This window comes from Paraburkholderia sp. SIMBA_030 (assembly GCF_046535245.1).
Lineage (GTDB): Bacteria > Pseudomonadota > Gammaproteobacteria > Burkholderiales > Burkholderiaceae > Paraburkholderia.
On sequence record NZ_JAWRXB010000025.1, the window covers coordinates 114,961 to 133,119 of the forward strand.

The 18,159-nt window shown below is 60.3% G+C and carries 16 protein-coding genes and 4 pseudogenes; 10 read left to right on the plus strand and 10 right to left on the minus strand.

Translation table 11 applies throughout. The annotated features are described in order from the left end of the window. Positions 1-131 precede the first annotated feature (131 nt). The 5 genes and pseudogenes from SB772_RS33600 to SB772_RS33620 form a co-directional block, all read right to left on the minus strand. Entirely contained in the window at positions 132-1,085 is a 954-nt protein-coding gene (locus SB772_RS33600) for an AraC family transcriptional regulator (RefSeq protein WP_410837438.1), read from the minus strand. A gap of 238 nt (positions 1,086-1,323) precedes the next feature. Beyond that, positions 1,324-2,046, minus strand: a complete 723-nt coding sequence (locus SB772_RS33605) for an SDR family oxidoreductase (protein ID WP_410837439.1) — start codon at positions 2,044-2,046, stop codon at positions 1,324-1,326. 77 nt (positions 2,047-2,123) lie between these two features. Beyond that, positions 2,124-2,277, minus strand: a pseudogene (locus tag SB772_RS33610) (AhpC/TSA family protein); the annotation flags it as partial. A 200-nt stretch (positions 2,278-2,477) separates the two neighbouring features. Further along, on the minus strand, positions 2,478-2,726 hold the full coding sequence (locus tag SB772_RS33615; protein ID WP_410837440.1) for a hypothetical protein: 249 nt from the start codon (positions 2,724-2,726) through the stop codon (positions 2,478-2,480). A 234-nt stretch (positions 2,727-2,960) separates the two neighbouring features. Next, positions 2,961-3,278, minus strand: coding sequence for a DUF4148 domain-containing protein (locus SB772_RS33620; protein WP_410837441.1), 318 nt, complete (start codon positions 3,276-3,278; stop codon positions 2,961-2,963). A gap of 556 nt (positions 3,279-3,834) precedes the next feature. On the opposite strand from SB772_RS33620, the gene SB772_RS33625 reads away from it, so the two are divergent. The 4 genes from SB772_RS33625 to SB772_RS33640 all read left to right on the plus strand — a co-directional run bounded on the left by SB772_RS33625 (position 3,835) and on the right by SB772_RS33640 (position 8,836). Continuing rightward, positions 3,835-5,346 carry a sugar ABC transporter ATP-binding protein gene (locus SB772_RS33625; protein WP_410837442.1) on the plus strand — a complete coding sequence of 504 codons (1,512 nt, stop codon included), beginning with the start codon at positions 3,835-3,837 and terminating at the stop codon, positions 5,344-5,346. A 23-nt stretch (positions 5,347-5,369) separates the two neighbouring features. Further along, on the plus strand, positions 5,370-6,395 hold the full coding sequence (locus SB772_RS33630; RefSeq protein ID WP_410837443.1) for an ABC transporter permease: 1,026 nt from the start codon (positions 5,370-5,372) through the stop codon (positions 6,393-6,395). 89 nt (positions 6,396-6,484) lie between these two features. Beyond that, a complete protein-coding gene (locus tag SB772_RS33635) occupies positions 6,485-7,426 on the plus strand; it encodes an ABC transporter substrate-binding protein (protein WP_410837444.1) in 942 nt (313 codons plus the stop codon). A gap of 111 nt (positions 7,427-7,537) precedes the next feature. Beyond that, positions 7,538-8,836, plus strand: a complete 1,299-nt coding sequence (locus SB772_RS33640) for an L-fuconate dehydratase (protein WP_410837445.1) — start codon at positions 7,538-7,540, stop codon at positions 8,834-8,836. A gap of 18 nt (positions 8,837-8,854) precedes the next feature. Here the strand turns inward: SB772_RS33640 and SB772_RS33645 are convergent, their stop codons facing one another. From SB772_RS33645 to SB772_RS33655, 3 genes are all read right to left on the minus strand, one after another. Then, positions 8,855-9,130, minus strand: a complete 276-nt coding sequence (locus tag SB772_RS33645; RefSeq protein WP_410837446.1) for a hypothetical protein — start codon at positions 9,128-9,130, stop codon at positions 8,855-8,857. Between the two features lie 133 nt (positions 9,131-9,263). After that, positions 9,264-9,665: a DUF3597 domain-containing protein gene (locus SB772_RS33650; protein ID WP_410837447.1), complete on the minus strand. Its 402-nt coding sequence runs from the start codon at positions 9,663-9,665 to the stop codon at positions 9,264-9,266. A gap of 170 nt (positions 9,666-9,835) precedes the next feature. Then, entirely contained in the window at positions 9,836-10,717 is an 882-nt protein-coding gene (locus SB772_RS33655) for an aldo/keto reductase family oxidoreductase (RefSeq protein ID WP_410837448.1), read from the minus strand. A 103-nt stretch (positions 10,718-10,820) separates the two neighbouring features. On the opposite strand from SB772_RS33655, the gene SB772_RS33660 reads away from it, so the two are divergent. The 4 genes and pseudogenes from SB772_RS33660 to SB772_RS33675 all read left to right on the plus strand — a co-directional run. Continuing rightward, positions 10,821-11,720, plus strand: a complete 900-nt coding sequence (locus tag SB772_RS33660) for a LysR family transcriptional regulator (RefSeq protein WP_410837449.1) — start codon at positions 10,821-10,823, stop codon at positions 11,718-11,720. A gap of 80 nt (positions 11,721-11,800) precedes the next feature. Continuing rightward, complete coding sequence (locus SB772_RS33665; protein ID WP_410837450.1) at positions 11,801-12,088, plus strand: DUF1330 domain-containing protein; 288 nt, start codon at positions 11,801-11,803, stop codon at positions 12,086-12,088. A gap of 78 nt (positions 12,089-12,166) precedes the next feature. Continuing rightward, a complete protein-coding gene (locus SB772_RS33670) occupies positions 12,167-12,790 on the plus strand; it encodes a phospholipid-binding protein MlaC (RefSeq protein WP_410837451.1) in 624 nt (207 codons plus the stop codon). Between the two features lie 28 nt (positions 12,791-12,818). After that, positions 12,819-12,974: pseudogene (locus tag SB772_RS33675) on the plus strand (GNAT family N-acetyltransferase); the annotation flags it as partial. 110 nt (positions 12,975-13,084) lie between these two features. Here the strand turns inward: SB772_RS33675 and SB772_RS33680 are convergent. Further along, positions 13,085-13,849 (minus strand): ParA family protein, encoded by a 765-nt coding sequence (locus tag SB772_RS33680; RefSeq protein ID WP_410837452.1) that lies wholly within the window; start codon positions 13,847-13,849, stop codon positions 13,085-13,087. 778 nt (positions 13,850-14,627) lie between these two features. On the opposite strand from SB772_RS33680, the pseudogene SB772_RS33685 reads away from it, so the two are divergent. Together SB772_RS33685 and SB772_RS33690 are read left to right on the plus strand one after the other, a co-directional pair. Then, positions 14,628-14,959 (plus strand): annotated as a pseudogene (locus tag SB772_RS33685) (zinc ribbon domain-containing protein YjdM). 832 nt (positions 14,960-15,791) lie between these two features. Beyond that, positions 15,792-16,061, plus strand: coding sequence for a hypothetical protein (locus tag SB772_RS33690; protein WP_410837453.1), 270 nt, complete (start codon positions 15,792-15,794; stop codon positions 16,059-16,061). Between the two features lie 874 nt (positions 16,062-16,935). Here SB772_RS33690 and SB772_RS33695 read toward each other — a convergent pair. Next, positions 16,936-17,894: pseudogene (locus SB772_RS33695) on the minus strand (TAXI family TRAP transporter solute-binding subunit); the annotation flags it as partial. Positions 17,895-18,159: the final 265 nt, after the last annotated feature.

The window sequence follows — 18,159 nt, forward strand, 5'->3', positions numbered from 1 at the left end:
AAGCGTGACGAACCGACGGGCGCGATGTGCGGCGAGCCGCCTGGACGAATCCACCGCGATTGGCAACCTCGGAGCGAGAGGACCGGCCCGGTCCCGCGCGTCAGACGATGCCGAAGGTTCTTCGGCCCTTCTCACTCCAATACACGCGCCGAACGGCGCCAATCTCCCGGTGTCATGCCCATGCGCTGCGTGAAGGCGCGCCTGAAGGCCGCCAGGGATTGATAGCCCACGACTGCGGCCACGGTTTCGGTGGAAGTCGACGGCTTCTTCAATTCGTCGGCGGCCAAGGTCATGCGGATATCGGTCAACAAATCATTGGCAGAACGTCCCATCTTGTCCTGAAACTGACGAACCAGTGTTGCACGCGACATATTGCAAAGCTGCGCCAATTCGGGGAGGGTCCACGGATGCGCAGGCTCATTGAACATTGCCATCAGCGCGGGCGCAAGGCGCGGATTTGCGGCGAGGGCCAACAGGCCGAAAGGCACTGCATTCGACTCGCTGGCGGTGCGCAATGTCAGCGCGAAAAGCGCCGCCGAAAGGGCGTTGAGCATCGCGTGGCCGCCCAGGTTAAACGTCGTCGATTCTGCGCGAATCAATCCGACCAAGGTTGCCAACTGGACAGCGGTCGCATTTTGCTTGGCTGCATCGTCTTGCGCGGATGTTCGCACCACGAGCGTGGCGGGAAAATAGTCGCGCATCAATCGATCGTGCGGGGGCGTGAGGACGAAGCGGCCGCAGAGCATATCGAGGCGTTCGCCGGTTCCAGCGTTTTCACTGACCTCCACGTTCAAGCTTTTGCTCGTGTGGGCCGGCGAGGGCGCTGCGCCGCTGCCGTCGTGAAGGATGTGCGCCGAGCCGTGAGACAGCAGTACGATATCGCCCGCCACCAGGTGTTGCGGCGCACTGCTGCCCGGAATCTCCAGTATGGCTGACCCGCCAAGCACGACGTGATAGGGCATCTCGCCTGCACCGGCGCGCTCGTAAGCAATACGCCACGGCGCGCCGTAGGCACAGCGGACTTCAAGCTGGCCTCTAACGGGCATCATGACCAGCAGGCGGCTAAGCCAGTCCAGACGAGGCATGGATGTCCTTGTGATGATACGAATGAGCAGTTTAGTGGCCAGAAAACGACTAATCAAGCTCACGTGAGCGGCTTAAAATAGAGCTTCCTACGATCTGTGGGCAGTTTTTCCGGGCGGACGCATGGTCAGTGCGAAAGCGCGCGCTTTCGTCGCTTGGGTCGAGGAGGTGTTCGGCGGATAGGAGACAGCGGCTTGACTTGATGAGCGTGCCCGCTGACTCCTTCCAGGCAGCGGATCTTCAAATTGAAGCCTTGCCGATCGAGGCGCCGCCATCGACGAACAACGTTTGACCCGTGATGAAGGCAGCATCTTCGGACAACAGGAAAGCGATGGCTGCGGCGATCTCGGCCGGCCTGCCGAAGCGTTTCATCGGGACGGCAGCGAGGTAGCGCTGCTCGCCTTCGCTTCCTGGTTGGTTGTTGGCTCTAAAGAGTTCGGTTTCCGTGGGTCCGGGCGCCACGGAATTGACCGTGATGCCGGTGGTCGCCAACTCGAGTGCCCAGGAACGTGAAAAGCTCACCAGGGCGGACTTGGCGGCAGCATAAGCCGTACGTTCCACGATGCCGAGGACAGTGAGGCTCGATACGTTGACGATTCGCCCCCAGCCTTGGGCGCTCATGCTGGGCAGGAGTGCTTGCGCCGCCTGTACAGCCGGATGCAGATTGAGCGACATGACGGAGTCGAGTGCGTCCAGATCGATCGCGCCCAGCCGCTGCGGTTTCACCAGCCCAACGTTATTGACCAGACCATCGAACGGGTATTCCGATGCAAGTTTGTCGAGCGTGGCCTGCGTTTTCACGCGGTCGGACAGGTCGACGGACACGAGCGTTCCTGGGAAGTCAGGGTCGTCGCCATGACGTGCCAGTCCCACAACCCGGTGTCCGTCTGCGGTCAGCCGCTGTGCGACGGCCCGGCCGATGCCTTTGCTGGCACCCGTTACTAGAAAAGTGCGTGATTTCATGTTGTCTCGCTGTTTAGACACCGGTTGCCCGTTTGCTCTCGCCAGACCTTGCAGCGCCGGGGCGCCGGAGGTCCGAATTAAGAAGCCGAAACGACCTTCCGGTGGAGAACCGGCAGCATGTCTTGCGGCTCAGGGCGGTGCGTGTAGTCCGGGTTCACTTCGGAGTATAGGAGCGTTCCATCTTGCCCGACCACGTAGCGCGCCGGCATCGGCCAGAGTCCAGCTATCGTCCGCCGATGCAAACGAAGGGAGAAGTCACGCCGGCTGAATAACAGTCATTCCGGCGAGGCATAAAGGCTTGCGGTATCCGGACAAGTGAGTCGCGGTGAGCCAGGCGCTGGGCGATTTGGATTGGCTTTAGTATTTATATTCGGACTGCAAAAGGTGCAATCCATGGAGCCTTTACCGCTTGTTCGAGCTTGTGATAAAGATCAGGCGGCCCACCGCTCACCGGCCATCGAAGGGCGCGCGATCCGGGGCGGAAATACGCACCAGCAACCGTCGTCGTGCCGAAAGAAAAACATTGCACGGGAGCCGCTCGGCGCTAACGCCTCGACGTGCACGTAGCGTCTCCTGTCTTCGCGCAGATACCCAAACTGGACGACGCGAATCTGAGTGTGCGGGGCAGGCGCAAGCCACTTTTCCACCAGGTAATGCAAGGACTTTTCGGCGGTGTTCATGGTCATCTCCTTCGGTCGCCCATCCGCCGCCGGCCGGAAACTCAAGTGCGGCGACTTGAGCACATTGCGACGGGGGATGACTGTAGCGTAGGTCCGGCCGTCAATTAACGATAGTTAATATTTTTAACGATAACAATAACCAACTATCTATAGATGGTTCTTCAGGGTGAACGCGGCCGCTTGCTCAATGCGCCGAAACGAGCAGCCGGCGATGGCTTGCGAGACATGCGAGCGTCAGTGACCGAAGTAGATCGAGTGACTACCTGCGTTTGCCTGCGGCGCACCCGCCTGCGAGGAGCCATCCGGCACACCGCCTGCACCCGAGCTGGCCGGCGCCGTGGCATCCTGCGTCTGGACACGCGCCTCAGCCGCCTGAATATCTGCCGGGTAGTACACATCATTGGCGGCGGGCCGGTATCCGGCCTGCTCGACTCGAACCAGATCCGCGCGTACTTCAGCGCGCGTCAACGGAGCAGTAGCGTTCTGTGCGAAAGAAACGATTGGAGTGGCTAGTGCGCAGGCAATCAGCGCTGCATGGATAAGGGATTTCATAACAAATTACCTCCTGAATTTAGGTTCGGTCGGCTTCACGCTGCCATGGACGAAGCCGGCGATCTCACGACCTCGTGGAAACGGGAGTGAGTAATCCTTATTCTGTACAGCGAAGATTGATGCACACTGACGCTCAGATTACATTGACGTTATGTTCGATCAGCGTTCAGGAATGACGGGGCCCGCCAGGAAGAAGACCGCACCGGTGACAGTCGATCGACCCGCGTCGCTGTCTGGCGCTCTCCAGTCCCAGTGCGCGGCACAACCGGCAGCACCGGCCTGCTTCATTGCTTCACACTCAAAACGGAACGGGTGAAACTGCAAATAGTGGGAAACAGGCGCGAGATACATTTGATCAGACACTAGGGAATGCCTACGCTTGAGCCGCTGCCGCCCAGCGTCGTAAAATCGTCGCACATCGATTTGGGGGTCCAGCAATGTGTCTGGCTTCTCGTTACGATTTCATCCGCGGTACCCGGCAACGCCCGGCGTTTTTTCGACCCGTTTCTCGCGATGAGACCAGCGGCCGTCGCGGAATTGTCGTTCGATCCGCGCCATGAGCCCGCTCATTTCCGTCAATCGGCTCAGCAAGAGCTTTCCCGGAGTGAGGGCGCTTCACGAAGTCCAGTTCGAGCTCCTGGCGGGCGAAGTCCATACGCTGGTGGGCGAGAATGGCGCCGGCAAATCGACGCTGATGAAAATTCTCGCGGGCGTGTACAGCCGGGATTCCGGCGATATCCTCCTTGACGGCCAACCGGTCGAGTTCTTAAGCCCGCGCGAGGCGCAGGCCATGGGCGTCTGCATCATTCATCAGGAACTCCAGTTGATGAATCATCTGACCGTCGCCCAGAATATGTTCATTGGCCGCGAGCCGCGCGGACGCCTCGGCCTGTTCCTCGACGAAGACAAGCTCAACGCGCAAGCGCGCGACATCTTTGCCCGCATGCATGTGCATCTCGACCCGCGCGCGGTGGTCAGCACCCTGACTGTCGCCAGACAGCAGATGGTCGAGATCGCCAAGGCTTTGTCCTTCGATTCGCGCGTGCTGATCATGGACGAGCCCACCTCGGCGCTCAACGACGCCGAGATCGCCGAGCTCTTCCGCATCATCCGCGAGCTGAAGAGCCGGGGCGTGGGCATCATCTATATCTCGCACAAGATGGATGAGCTGAAGCAGATTTCCGACCGCGTCACCGTGTTGCGCGACGGGGAATATGTGGCCACCGTCGCTGCTAAAGATACGAGCGTCGAATCGATCATCGGCATGATGGTCGGGCGAACTTTGATCGACGTCGCGCCTTCTCACAACGCAGCGGACAAAGGCGAGATCGCACTCGAAGTCAGAAATTTAAACGCCGGCCCGCTGGTCAGGGACGTGAGCTTCACGCTGCACAGGGGCGAGATATTGGGCTTTGCCGGCTTGATGGGCGCGGGTCGCACCGAGGTCGCCCGAGCGGTGTTCGGCGCCGACCCGGTCGAGTCCGGCGAACTTGTCGTGAGAGGCGTGAAGGCGACGATCAGGAAGCCGAGCGACGCGGTGGCGCACGGTATCGGCTATCTCTCGGAAGACCGCAAGCGCTTCGGCCTTGCGACCAAAATGGACGTCGAATCGAACATCGTGATGTCCAACTTACCCAAATTCCTGTCGCTCAGGTTTTTCTTGCGGCGCGCTCAGATACGCCGGGCAGCATCCCATTTCATCAAGCTGCTCGCCATTCGCACGCCCTCCGCAGCGCAGGAGGTGCGGCTTCTGTCGGGCGGCAATCAGCAGAAAATTGTCATCGCGAAATGGCTCGAGCGCGACTGCGACGTGCTGTTCTTCGACGAGCCGACTCGCGGCATCGACGTCGGCGCCAAGAGCGAAATCTACAAGCTCCTGCGCTCGCTCGCCGGGCAAGGCAAGGCGATCGTGATGATCTCGTCGGAACTGCCGGAAATCTTGCGCATGAGCGACCGCATCGTCGTGATGTGCGAGGGCCGCATCACCGGCGAACTCTCGGCCACCGAGGCGACGCAAGAGCGCATCATGCAACTGGCGACACAGCGCGAAACCATGAAAGCGGCATGAGCCTCGAGAGGAGAAATCCATTTATGACACTGCGATCGGATACTTCGGCGCTGCCTGATGAAGGGCGGCCATCCGGCCTCAAAGCCCGCATCTTTGCGCCGGCCGCTTTGCAAAAACTGCTCGCCTTTGCGAGCCTGATCCTGCTGCTGGTCTTTTTCAGCTTCGCGTCGCCCGCCTTCATGCAGACGGACAATATGCTTGGGATTCTGCAGGCGACGGCGGTCAACGGCGTGTTGGCGATCGCGAGCACCTTCGTCATCATTACCGGCGGCATCGATTTATCGGTCGGCACGTTGATGACCTTCACGGCGGTTATCTGCGGCGTGTTTCTGACTTTCTGGCATTTGCCGATGTGGATCGGCGTCATTGCCGCGATTGGGACGGGCGCGATCTGCGGCACCATTTCGGGAACCCTCACGGCGAAAATGAAAATACCGCCGTTCATTGCCACCTTAGGCATGATGCTGTTGCTGAAAGGGCTTTCGCTCGTCGTCTCGGCCGACAAGCCGATCTATTTCACCGACACCGAAAACTTTTACATGATCTCTCAGGATTCGCTGATCGGCTATTTCCTGCCGAGCCTGCCCATTCCAAACGCGGTCCTGATTCTGTTTTTCCTCGCGGTCGCGAGTTCGATCACGCTGAATCGCACGGCGCTCGGCCGCTACACCTTTGCGCTCGGCAGCAACGAAGAAGCCGTGCGCCTTTCCGGCGTGAATGTCGATCGGTGGAAGATCGCCATTTACGGCCTGGCCGGAGCAATTTGCGGCGTCGCCGGGCTGCTCATCGCTTCGCGCCTGAATTCGGCCCAGCCTGCGCTAGGGCAGGGCTATGAACTCGAAGCGATCGCCGCCGTGGTGATCGGCGGGACCTCGCTCAGCGGCGGTGCGGGCACGATTCTGGGCACCATCATCGGCGCGTTCATCATGAGCGTGCTGACCAACGGCCTGCGCATCATGTCCGTTGCTCAGGAATGGCAGATCGTGGTGACAGGCCTCATCATCATTCTCGCGGTCTATGCCGATATTTTGCGGCGCAAGAAAAGCTGACGTTGCACAGCACAAAATCAAGAAAGGGAGCGCCAAAGGCTCCCCCCAACGGCTGAAGGTTGATGGCCCACCTTAGGAGGAGAAACACCATGTTGAAAAGAAGATTAATCGGTGTCGCGGTCGGCGTTGGCGCGCTCATTGGCGGGACGAGCCTTGCGCGCGCGGACGAACCCTACATCCCGCTCATCTCGAAGGGCTTCCAGCACCAGTTCTGGCAGGCCGTCAAAGCGGGCGCGGAACAGTCGGCGAAGGAGCATAAGGTCAGGATCACCTTTGAGGGTCCGGAAACCGAAGCCATGGTCGATAAGCAGATCGACATGCTCTCGGCCGCGCTCGCCAAGAAGCCCCAGGCGCTCGGCATCGCCGCGCTCGACAGCAAAGCGGCCATTCCGCTGTTGAAGCGGGCGCAGGCCGCCAAAATGCCGGTCATCGCCTTCGACTCCGGCGTCGACAGCGACATTCCGCTGACGACGTGTGCGACGGACAACCTTGCCGCCGCCGCCCTCGCCGCTGACAAGATGGCCGAGGCGATCGGCAATGCCGGCGAGGTCGGCGTGATCGTGCACGACCAGACCAGCCGCACCGGCATCGATCGCCGCGACGGCTTCCTGAACGAGATGAAGACGAAGCACCCGAACGTCAAGATCGTTTCAGTCCAGTATGGCGGCGGCGACCATCTGAAGTCGGCAGAAATCGCCAAGGCGATGATCCAGGCGAATCCCAATCTCAAGGGCATTTTTGGTGCTAATGAAGGCTCGGCGGAGGGTGCCGCGATCGGCGTCAGGGAATCTGGCAAGAAGCTCGTGCTGATCGGCTACGACTCCGGCAAGGAGCAGAAGGAGGACATCAATTCGGGGCTGATGGCCGGCGCCATCACGCAGAACCCGGTCGGCATAGGCAAATGCGTCGTCGACTCCGCGGTGAAGGCGCTGAAGGGCGAGAAGCTGCCCAAGAAAGTCGACACGGGCTTCTATTGGTACGACAAGAGCAATATGAGCGATCCCAAGATCGCCGCCGTGCTCTACGATTGACCGTCGCCGCTAGGGCGCGGCGAGAGCGGGAGGGTCGCGGCGCCGTTCGGCGCCACGGCCCTCTTTGCTCATCGGCGCAAATCGAAAGCTGTCGACCAGGAGAGTGTGCAGATGCCCACGATCACCAGGCTGTCCGTGCGGGACATTCGGTTTCCGACCTCGCGTTCGCTCGACGGCTCCGATGCGATGAACGCCGCGCCGGATTACTCCGCCACCTACGTGACGCTCGAAACCGATTCGCCGCAGACGCTCACGGGTCATGGCCTCACCTTCACCATCGGGCGCGGCAATGAGATCTGCGTGAGTGCGGTACAGGCGCTTGCCCCACTGATCGTCGGCAAAACGCTCGAGGATATCGCCGCGAACATGGGCGCTTTCTGGCACGCGCTGACCTCGGATAGCCAGCTGCGCTGGATCGGCCCGGACAAGGGCGTGATTCATCTGGCGACGGCGGCTGTCGTGAACGCGGCGTGGGACCTGTGGGCAAAAGCGCAAGGCAAGCCGGTGTGGAAGCTGCTCGTCGACATGAGCCCCGAAGAACTCGTGCGTTGTCTCGACTTCCGCTATGTGACCGATGCGATCACGCCGGATGAAGCCATCGCCATGCTGCACCGCCATGCAAAGACCAGGGACGAGCGCGAAAAGGACATGCTGGCGCACGGCTATCCGGCCTACACGACTTCAGCCGGCTGGCTCGGCTACGACGACGACAAGATCCGCCGGCTCGCACGTGAAGGCGTCGCCCAGGGCTGGACGCACTTCAAGCAGAAGGTGGGCGGCAATCTCGAAGAAGATATGCGCCGGGCGCGCATCCTGCGCGAAGAAATCGGCGAAAACCGCAAGCTGATGATGGATGCGAACCAGGTGTGGGACGTCGATGAAGCGGTTTTGAACATGCGGCGCCTGGCGCAATTCGATCCGTGGTGGATCGAGGAACCCACGAGCCCCGACGACATTCTCGGCCACGCGGCCATCCGCCAGCGGATTCAGCCGATCGGCGTGGCGACGGGAGAGCACTGCCATAACCGTGTGATGTTCAAGCAGTTGCTGCAGGCGCACGCAATCGACTTCTGTCAGGTAGACAGCTGCCGCCTGGGCGGTTTGAACGAGGTGATCGTCGTCCTGCTGATGGCGGCGAAATTTGGCGTGCCCGTGTGCCCGCACGCGGGCGGCGTCGGCTTGTGCGAATACGTCCAGCACATTTCGCTTTTCGACTATATCTGCGTGTCGGCGTCGCTAGAAAACCGGGTACTCGAGTACGTGGATCACCTGCATGAACATTTCGTCGATCCTGTCGTGATCCGCAATGGCCGTTACATGCCGCCGCAACGTCCCGGCTACAGCATCGAAATGCATGCGGCATCGCTCGATCAATATGACTTTCCTGAGGGCCCAGTCTGGCGGCCCTAAGACACGCGGCGGCGGTTTTCACCAGCGACGCGCCCGTTCAGGCGCAGGCGCGTTCCTGGAAGCCAGTATCTGCCGGATCGTGGCCAGCGACTGCTCGGCGGTCGCGCTCGGGCGCCGCGAACTGAAGCGCGGCGCGGTCACCCCGAGCGTTCGGCAGATCGCCGACAGGTATGGTTTCGACGCTCCGCCGCACCGCTGCGCCGCTTGCGCGATTGCCGCGTCGCCGACCTGTGCCCGCAGCCACGCGAGCGTGCAGCGGTCCCGTTCATTCTGCACGCGCACCAGATGCTCCATGACGACCTCCGGAACTGTATATGCAAACATACTGTACATATATACAGGTTCCGCAGGTTTTTCAAGGTTTAGTCCATTCAATTGATGAGGCGAACGGCGCAAGACCCCGGTCAGGTGCGCGTCAGAAGCGAATTCAGGCTGCGAGGTCGGGCGGCAACTTCCCGCCGTTCGCCGCCAGCGCCGCCATCACCTGCTTGTGCAGCCAGATGTTCATGCTCGCCGAATCGTTCATGTCGCCGCCGTACTTCAGTTCCTGGGCGAGCTGTTTGCGATGCTCGAGGCTGCTGTCGACGCCGAGCGCCTTCATGGTGTCGACGATCGACGTGCGCCAGTTCAGCGTTTGCCCGCTTTCACTGACAAACTGATCCATCACGGCTTCGACGTCGACGTCGGTCAAAGGCGCGGGGACTGGCGTGGCATCAGGCGCGGCCGCCTGCGCTGCCGCGGGATCCGGCGTCGGTTCCGCCGCGGGCGGCTGTTGATCCGGTTTTGCCTTTCCGAACAGCTTGTTCACAATATCGCCAAAGATGCTCATTCTGGATGCTCCCAACAGGTTGATCATTCACGGAAACACCGTACCGTTCCCGGTACGCGTGCTTTCAATATGCTATCTGAGGATTGCGTCCACTCTGTTGCAAATTGTTTAGCAATGTTCAATTCCCGGACACGTCACGACGGTCGCTTCTCCGGCGCAACTCGCGCGTTTCACGGTTCCCCGTTGACGCTTCCTATCGCGTCCAGTTCAGCGAGCACCGCGTCCGGTAAGCGCCATTGCGCCGCCTGCATATTTTCACGCAGATGTTCGAGCGACGAAGTGCCCGGGATCAGCAGAATGTTAGGCGCGCGATGGAGGAGCCATGCGAGCGCCACCTGCATCGGCGTCGCGCCGATCATCCGGGCGACCTTCGAAAGCGCTGACGATTGAATCGGCGTGAATCCACCGAGCGGGAAGAACGGCACGTAGGCGATGTTCTTGCCCGCGAGTTCGTCGACCAGCGCGTCGTCGTCTCGATGGACCAGGTTGTAATGGTTCTGCACGCAGACGATCTCCGCGATGCCCTGTGCCTCGGCGACCTGGGTCGTGGTGACATTGGAGAGGCCGATGTGACGCACGAGCCCCTGGCGCTGAAGTTCGGCAAGGGCCGCGACCTGCTTTTCGATCGATCCTTCAGCGGGGGCGTGGACGCTGCCCATGATCCGCATGTTGACGACATCGAGCACGTCGACACCGAGGTTGCGGAGGTTGTCGTGGACCCCGCGCTCGATATCTTCCGGTTCGAGTGCCGGTAGCCACGAGCCGTCGTCACCACGGACGGCACCCACCTTGGTGACGATCACAAGGTCGTCCGGGTACGGATGGAGCGCTTTGCGAATGAGCTGGTTGGTAATGTGCGGCCCGTAGAAGTCGCTCGTATCGATGTGATTGACGCCCGACGCCACCGCTTCGCGCAGCACTGCGATGGCCGCGTCACGGTCCTTCGGTGGCCCGAATACGCCGGGTCCGGCAAGCTGCATTGCACCGTAGCCCACACGGTGAACGGGGCGGCCTGCAAGCGGAAATGTATTGGGGGACGTGAACTTCGACATGGTGCTCTCCTTGATGAATGCTGAGCACCAGTATGGAGATGTTTGCGTTGTTAGATAATCCGATCTAAATTTTACGGGTTGTTTAACAAAGTGAACAATCGCCATGGAGTTCAACGATCTTGCCGCGTTCGTTTCAGTCGCGCGCGCCGGCGGCTTTCGTGACGCGGCCCGAATCAGCGGCGTCTCCGCTTCGAGCCTCAGCATCGCCGTGCGGCGCCTCGAGTCGAAGCTCGGTCTGCGTCTGCTCAACCGGACGACACGCAGCGTGGCCCCAACCGAAGCGGGACTGCGTCTCATCGAAAAGCTGACGCCATTGTTCAGCGAGATGGAAGGGGCGCTGGATGTCCTGAACGGGTTCAGGGATAAGCCGACGGGCACGCTCAAACTCAACGTGCCGTCGAGCGCCGCGCGGATCGTATTGCCCACCGTCATCGCACCGTTCCTCAAGGCTTATCCCGACATACGCGTGGAGGTCGTGGTCGAGGATGGGTTTGTCGACGTGCTTTCGATCGGCTGCGACGCGGGCATTCGCTATGACGAGCGACTCGAGCAGGACATGATCGCCACCCCGATCGGGCCACGTGTGCAGCGTTTCGCTACCGCTGCGGCGCCGGCCTATCTCGACACGCACGGCAGACCCGAGCACCCGCGCGACCTGCTTTCTCATGCATGCTTGCGCGGCCAGTTTGCCGGCGGCGCGAAGCCAACCTGGGATTTCGAGCGGAACGGCGAGGTGGTGCGACTGGATCCTCCCGGACCGCTGCTGGTCAGGCCAGGCGCGGCAGTCGACCTTGCAGTCAGTACGGCCGTAGCAGGCGTGGGCGTCATCCATCTTTTCGAAGATATGCTGCGCCCGCATCTCGATAGCGGCGCATTGGAGCCGATCCTGGAGCCGTGGTGGCAGCGCTTCTCGGGGCCGTTTCTTTACTATCCGGGGCGTCGTCACTTGCCTGCTCCGTTGCGTGCCTTTGTCGACTTCCTGAAGGCGAGTGAAAGTATCTGACGCGCTGGCGCGTGCCGACAGCGTTTGCGGTTTGGTGGCATCATCGTGTGCGACTTCACACCACTGCAGGAGCGTATGCCATGGCGACTTATATTGTCTTTACACGAGAAAGCACGCAGGATCAGGGCGAACTCGACATCTACAACAGCAAGGTCGGCGAGACGCTCAAAGGTCACCCAGCCAAGATTCTCGCCGCCTACGGACCTCAGCAGGTGCTCGAGGGTGACGCGCCGGAGGGCGTCGTGGTCGTCGAGTTTCCGTCCACGGCGGCCGCGCGCGCGTGGTACGACAGCCCGGCGTATCAGGCGGTCGCGCAGCATCGCTTCAAGGGGGCGCGCTATCGCGCTGTTCTCGTCGAAGGCGTCTGACTAAAAGCGGGACGAGCGAGCGGAAAGGGAGGATGCTTGTCTCGCATCGCGTTCACGCGTTCAGCCAGGAGCGTATATATGAAGTCTCTATTTCTGGTCCCGCTTTGCGCAGCTTTGTTCTCGTTCGGCGTGGCGGCGTACGCGCAAGTCGACCAATCAGACCCGCAGGCGCTAATCAAGACCGCGACGCAGCAGATATTCGACGAGGTGCGTACCCGGGCGATCGAGCCGGACGATATCCCCCGCATCATGGATATCGTGAACAGGGACATTCTTCCTTACACCGATTTTCGCCGCACTACGTCGCTCACGATGGGCCGCTACTGGAGGACGGCGACACCGGCGCAGCAGCAGCAGATGATCGAACAATTCAAGATGCTCCTGATTCATACGTATTCGGGCGCTATTGGTCAGATCCACGCGGATCAACAGATCGAGTACCCGCCGTTGCGCATCGCTCCAACCGATACGGACGTGGTGGTGCGCACGATCGCAATGAAAAACGGACAGCCTGCGGAGATCGACTACCGGTTGTACAAGACGCCGCAGGGCTGGCGTTTATATGACCTGAACGTGCTCGGCGTTTGGCTGATCCAGACATATCGGCAGCAGTTCAACGACAAGATCCAGCAAAGCGGCGTGGACGGTCTGATTCAGTTTCTCGCTGAGCGTAACCAGCAGCTTGCTTCGGGAAAACAGTAAGTGACTGTTGAGCAAGTTAGCGACGGGCCTTGTTTCGATCCTGTCAGATGCCGACTCGCAGTCGCTAGCAGTGAGGCTGGGCGCCCTTCGTGATAGTGACTCGAACCGCTTCTATCAACGACACGAGTTTGTGAAAACGGCTGAGTCGGAATGGGACATTTACTACGTCCGGGAGCCGCGATGACGGCGACACCAAGTATTCGAATGTCTGATAAGCGGACGAGCGTTTGGCCGTTCAGGGGCGAGATATGCCGATCGCATGGGGTGGTGCCCGGCCCGTCTGCCGATTTCCCGCTATCCGGCCAGTTCACGATGCAAGGCCCGATACTCCTGCGAAAGTTTGTGTCCCGGATCGAGGTGAATGACGGGGGTCGCCTGCTGATGCGATTCGCGGATCTTCACGGACGAAGACAGCCGCGAAGCCAGCACCGGCAAGCCCTCGCTGACGAGTTCGTCGACCAGCTTTTGAGGCAGGCTCGCACGAGGCTGAAACTGATTGATGACAATCCCCTCCACCTCCAGCGCGACGTTGTGATCCTGCTGGATCTCCTTCACGTTTTCCAGCAACGTGTAAAGCGCGCGACGGGAAAAGTCATCACAGTCGAACGGGATCAGACAACGCTCGACGGCAATCAGCGCGGAGCGGGTATAGAAGTTCAACGCCGGCGGCGTGTCGATATAAATCGCGTCATACATGTCGAGTTCGTTGAGCGCGTCACGCAACTTGTAGATCTTGTAGCGGGATTCCAGTTTGCCGTGCAACGCGTCCAGGTCAGGATGAGCGGGCATGATGTCCAGATTCTCAAACGGCGTCGGATGAATGAAAGACGTTACTTCTACGGGCCTGAAGCTGAACGTTAGCGCGGTTTCAAAGAAGCCGGCGACGGTGGGATGGGCCTCGCTGGCCTGCGGGCCGAGCAGGTATTGACTTGAATTCGCTTGGGCATCCAGGTCGATAACCAGGGTGCGCAGACCTTCGCTGGCGCTGATGGCCGCAAGGTTGCAGACAATGGTCGATTTGCCTACGCCACCTTTCTGATTGAATACGACGCGCCGCATGTTCTCCCCTTGAACGGAAGCTGTCCCAAAGCCTCAGCATACCTGAGTCAGCGGACCGGGATGGATGCGAATGGCTATTTTCCGGCGTGGGCAATTGTGTCGTCGAAGGGCAAAGCCCGTCACGGCAGTCGCTGGTCTGACCGTTTGAGCAGATTGGTTGTCACTGCTGGTCGGACTCCTTGCCGTCCGCAGTTAAGCCGCGGCTGCAAAAGAGCGCGACGTCGGTTGGTGTTAAGGCCTATCGCATCGGGCTCTGTTCGGCCATGAACCGCCATTCGCCCGCAGGCGTGTCAAATGCAACAAGCCGGTCGACCACGGCCACCCCGTCTGATGGCGACATCGCATTGCCGGCATTCAGAAGCGCCTCAAGTTCCGGCGACTTATCCTTGCCCTGCAGATGTTCGCGCGCGACAGGCAGTGCGGTCGATGACCATCTTGGCAATCGTGCAGTCAAGGAGCACCGTGGCATGCCGGCCCCGCGCGGTCGGGCGAGACATAATCGGTCGTCGCATTCCCGGCTACATGAGTCTCGACGCGGCTGGCGTCGCGTGGGCCGTCGTTTGGCTTCGCCGCAGGTGCATCGCGCGGCAATGTGAACATGAATTCGCATTGCATTTGCGCATTGTCTGGAAGCTGAGCGCAAAACCTTCGCGCATCTCGAAAGAGGACGCTCAAAATATGACGTCATAAGCGCAGCAGGGCTAGCAAGCCGCCGGACCGCGATATACTTTCGTGCTTATATTGCCATTGTCAGGCAGCAAGGACTACACATGAGCGCATTGTCCCCTGTCCGAAATGCAGTTCCGAGTTTACGTACAAAGCGGGGGCGTCTACATTTGCCCGGAGTGTGCGCATGAATGGTCGTCGCAACCAGCCGCGCTGACCGAAACGGCTGACAGGACTTATCGCGATTCGGCTGGAAATGTCTTGCAGGATGGGGATGCCGTCACTGTCATCAAGGACTTGAAACTGAAGGGTTCGGCTGGCGTGATCAAGATGGGCATCAAGGTAAAGAACATCCGGCTGGTGGACAGTGACCACGATATCGATTGCAAGATCGATGGCTTTGGTGCCATGAGCCTGAAATCGGAATTCGTCAAGAAGGTGTGACCCGGCGCATGGGGCATGATCGGCGGCTGGCTGGTCACTGTCTCGTGCGATCGGCATATGTCGACTCAGAGCAGAAGGAGATGTTTCCCCGAAGCAGCTACTCGAGCCGATCAAGCCGTACTGATAGATCCGGCTGAGGCTGACCCTGCTGCCGGGCAATGGAAGCGTCTCGCATCATGTTCGAGTTCATGGACAGGCAAGGCCCTTCTGGCCTTAAGCAGCCGACCACTCGATTTCGTCGAAGAAGTCGGCGTGCTCTGAGGTAGCATTCGGCGCGACAGCCTCGAGGATTCCCTCAGCGCCATGGCCAGCAGTCGCTCGCGCTCAATCGCGCGCACCAGGCCCTTGCGCTGCATCCACTGCATACGCCGGGCGACCGCGTGCCAGCGACCGAGGCTCGCGTGGGCCGGCGTCATGGCGCCCCTGCCGAGTTAGGTGTTCAGGACTTGCGCGCGATTCGCATGATGGTCGTGGCAGCGCTCGATGGGGGTCGTCTTTGTGCCATTGACAGTCGTCCGGATTCGTACCCGGGGTGGTATCTTGGGACCCTGCAGCCTCGGCCCGCCACGGGGTCTACGTTGGCGCCTCCATGCATGTTCGATCGAGTCGGCGGATCGTCGACTACTCGCGAGCAATTGCCACCCTCTGGGGGAATGGCTTCCGTGTGGGAATTTGTTCTCAACGGCGCTCATTCGTGCCATCATGGATTGCTTGTAATGGATGCTCGCTTTTGTCAAAGGAGCCTTGCAGGGTCCGGCTCTCTACGAGCATACGAAGGCGGCTTGGCGCGACGGCTGACCGCCGTTTCAACCAAGCACAGAGGGGCGTGAAAATGGTCGAATCAAGAAACGGACTTTGGAGGCGGACGGGCGCAATGCTGGCTGCCGCCGGACTCCTGGCGCTATCGGGCGCAGCTCTCGCCACCAACCAGTCGCAACAGCGGCAACAGGGCAGGAACGCAAACCAGGCTGCCAAACACGAAGCGCGCACGAACAAGGTCGACTGCCGGGCCGCAAACCAGAAGAGCAACTCCCAGTGCCGGCAGGACAAGCGCGACACGAAGCAGGGCGGCCGCCAGGAAAAGCGGGACATCAAGTACTGATGGAGAGTACCGGTCGGATGTGGTGCCCGCCAGCAGCGGAGCACGCATTGGCCGCCCGCCGTCACCTGCGGTGAGCGTGCCCCGTCTCGCCCGCTGCAGCGCCGCGATGCGCTATCCCTTTGTCAGGCAGACCGTATTGCGAAATCGACGACGCGGACGTGATCCGCGATCGTCACCCGGATTCGCCGCTCTATTCGGCACCGGCGTCCCTGCGCCAAGGGCTCGCTCGGGCGCTCAAGCTCTTCCTTCAAAACGCGGGTTCATCTTGGACTTGGTGGCAAAGCTCACCGCGAAGGAGCCGACGGCCATCACCCCGAGGTTGCGCGAAGCCCGTGCACAAACGCGCCGTAGGCCAGCGCGAACCCCGCCAGAACAATCCCGTTCTGCGGCGAGCCCGGGGTGGGCAAGACTGCGATCGTCGAATAGCTCGCGCAACGGATTGCCAACGGCGATGTGCCGGAGGTGCTTCGCGGCAAGCGTCTCGTCCAGGTGAACATCGACTCTATGGTGGCGGGCGTGCGTATTCCATGCCAAACCGAACGCTGATTCCACGGCAAACCGAGCACGGATTCCACAGCAAAGCGAGCGCCGATTCCACGGCAATACTCAGTTCGAAGCCGAGTCCTCTGCGGTGCGCCAGATACCGAAACGTCGAATGACATCGGGAGAAAGATTTGTAGATGCGATTCTGTTCTTGTGAGTCCAGTACAGCAGATGTTCAGCGGCTCGGAGATGTCGGCGCGCGGTGATTCCCGCATAGCCGACCTGCCACAACCTCAAAGTAAATCCCTCAAGTAGGTTGCTCTCAGGATTTGCAGGGAGCTCATCGATTCTCTGTCGAGATTCGAAATACTTTGCAAACATGATGTCAGATGGCCTGCGCGTCGATGTCCTCGATCTCGTTGCGCCATTGGACAAGCAGATCGTTCGATGGCTGCGTGGTTCGCCAGATTTCGTCTTCCAGCGATTTGAGTTCGCGATACCTGACGACAAAGCGATTCCTTATTCGTGCCTCCATCATTCGCGGTAGTGTTTGCAATATCCCGATGAGGACCGCCATGAACGGAAGCAGGATAAGCAGGCGTCTCTCGATAAAGCTCGCGAGCCAGAATGGAAGATAGCGCTGAAGGAATGGACGCCCCGATTTGAAATAGCGCTCGCTTTCATTGGAAACAGGGGATTCATCGGTATTCAGATTCGGGAATGCGCCAAGCTGCGTGAAGGAGTCTCTTCGCCCGAGTGAACGGTTTTGGCCGCGTCCAGCAACAGATAGACGAGTGCCGGATGCAAGTTGTCTTTGGCCTCCAGCAGCGCGGTGGCAGCCAGCAAGGTGACATCGTTTTGCGGACGATTATTCACCACGCTCGTCGATGCACGCGGAAACGTCACTTTGGAAAGAGACGGGAACTTCTGCACGAGCGCATCCGCCTGTGCGAAACTCATCGGTTTCAGGTCGCTGTTCAGCAGCATCTGCTGCATGGGCGCATCGGGTCTGCCGATAAAGAAAGCCGCATTCAGGCAACCCTCTTCGAGGCACCGATAGGCCTGCTTTGCGTCGGCTTCCATCAACTGAGTGTTGTCACGGGTGATGCCGCTATAGCCCAGCAATACTTGTGAGACGTGCAGCAACCCGCTCCCGGGTACACCGACGCCGACGCGCTTGCCACGCAGTTGCGCCAACCGGTTGACGGTAACGTCGCCCCGATAGAACACCCAGATCGGCTCATACGATACGGCCGCGATGATCTGCAGGTGATCCGTTTCCTGCGGCGCTGTTGTGCCCGATTGGATGAAGCCTACCTGGTATTCGCCCGCGGGATCTTTCAGACGCTTCTAGATCGTTGGATTGATGGGCGCTGAAGGCCGCAAAAGCCCTAGCCTTTGCGGCCTTCAGCGGGCGTGCACGTTCGTCGACTTTTCCTTGCCGCAAGGCACGCAGAATTCTCGATGCAAAGAAGCGGCTAGACAATCCCGGCGTATGTTGGTTAAGGGCGGCTACGGCCGGCCGCGTCGGGCGGAAATCGGCCAGTTACGGTCCTTCGACCGAGCGCTCAGGCGGACTCTTCAAGGTCCGCTCCACACTCGACAACGGTCAACC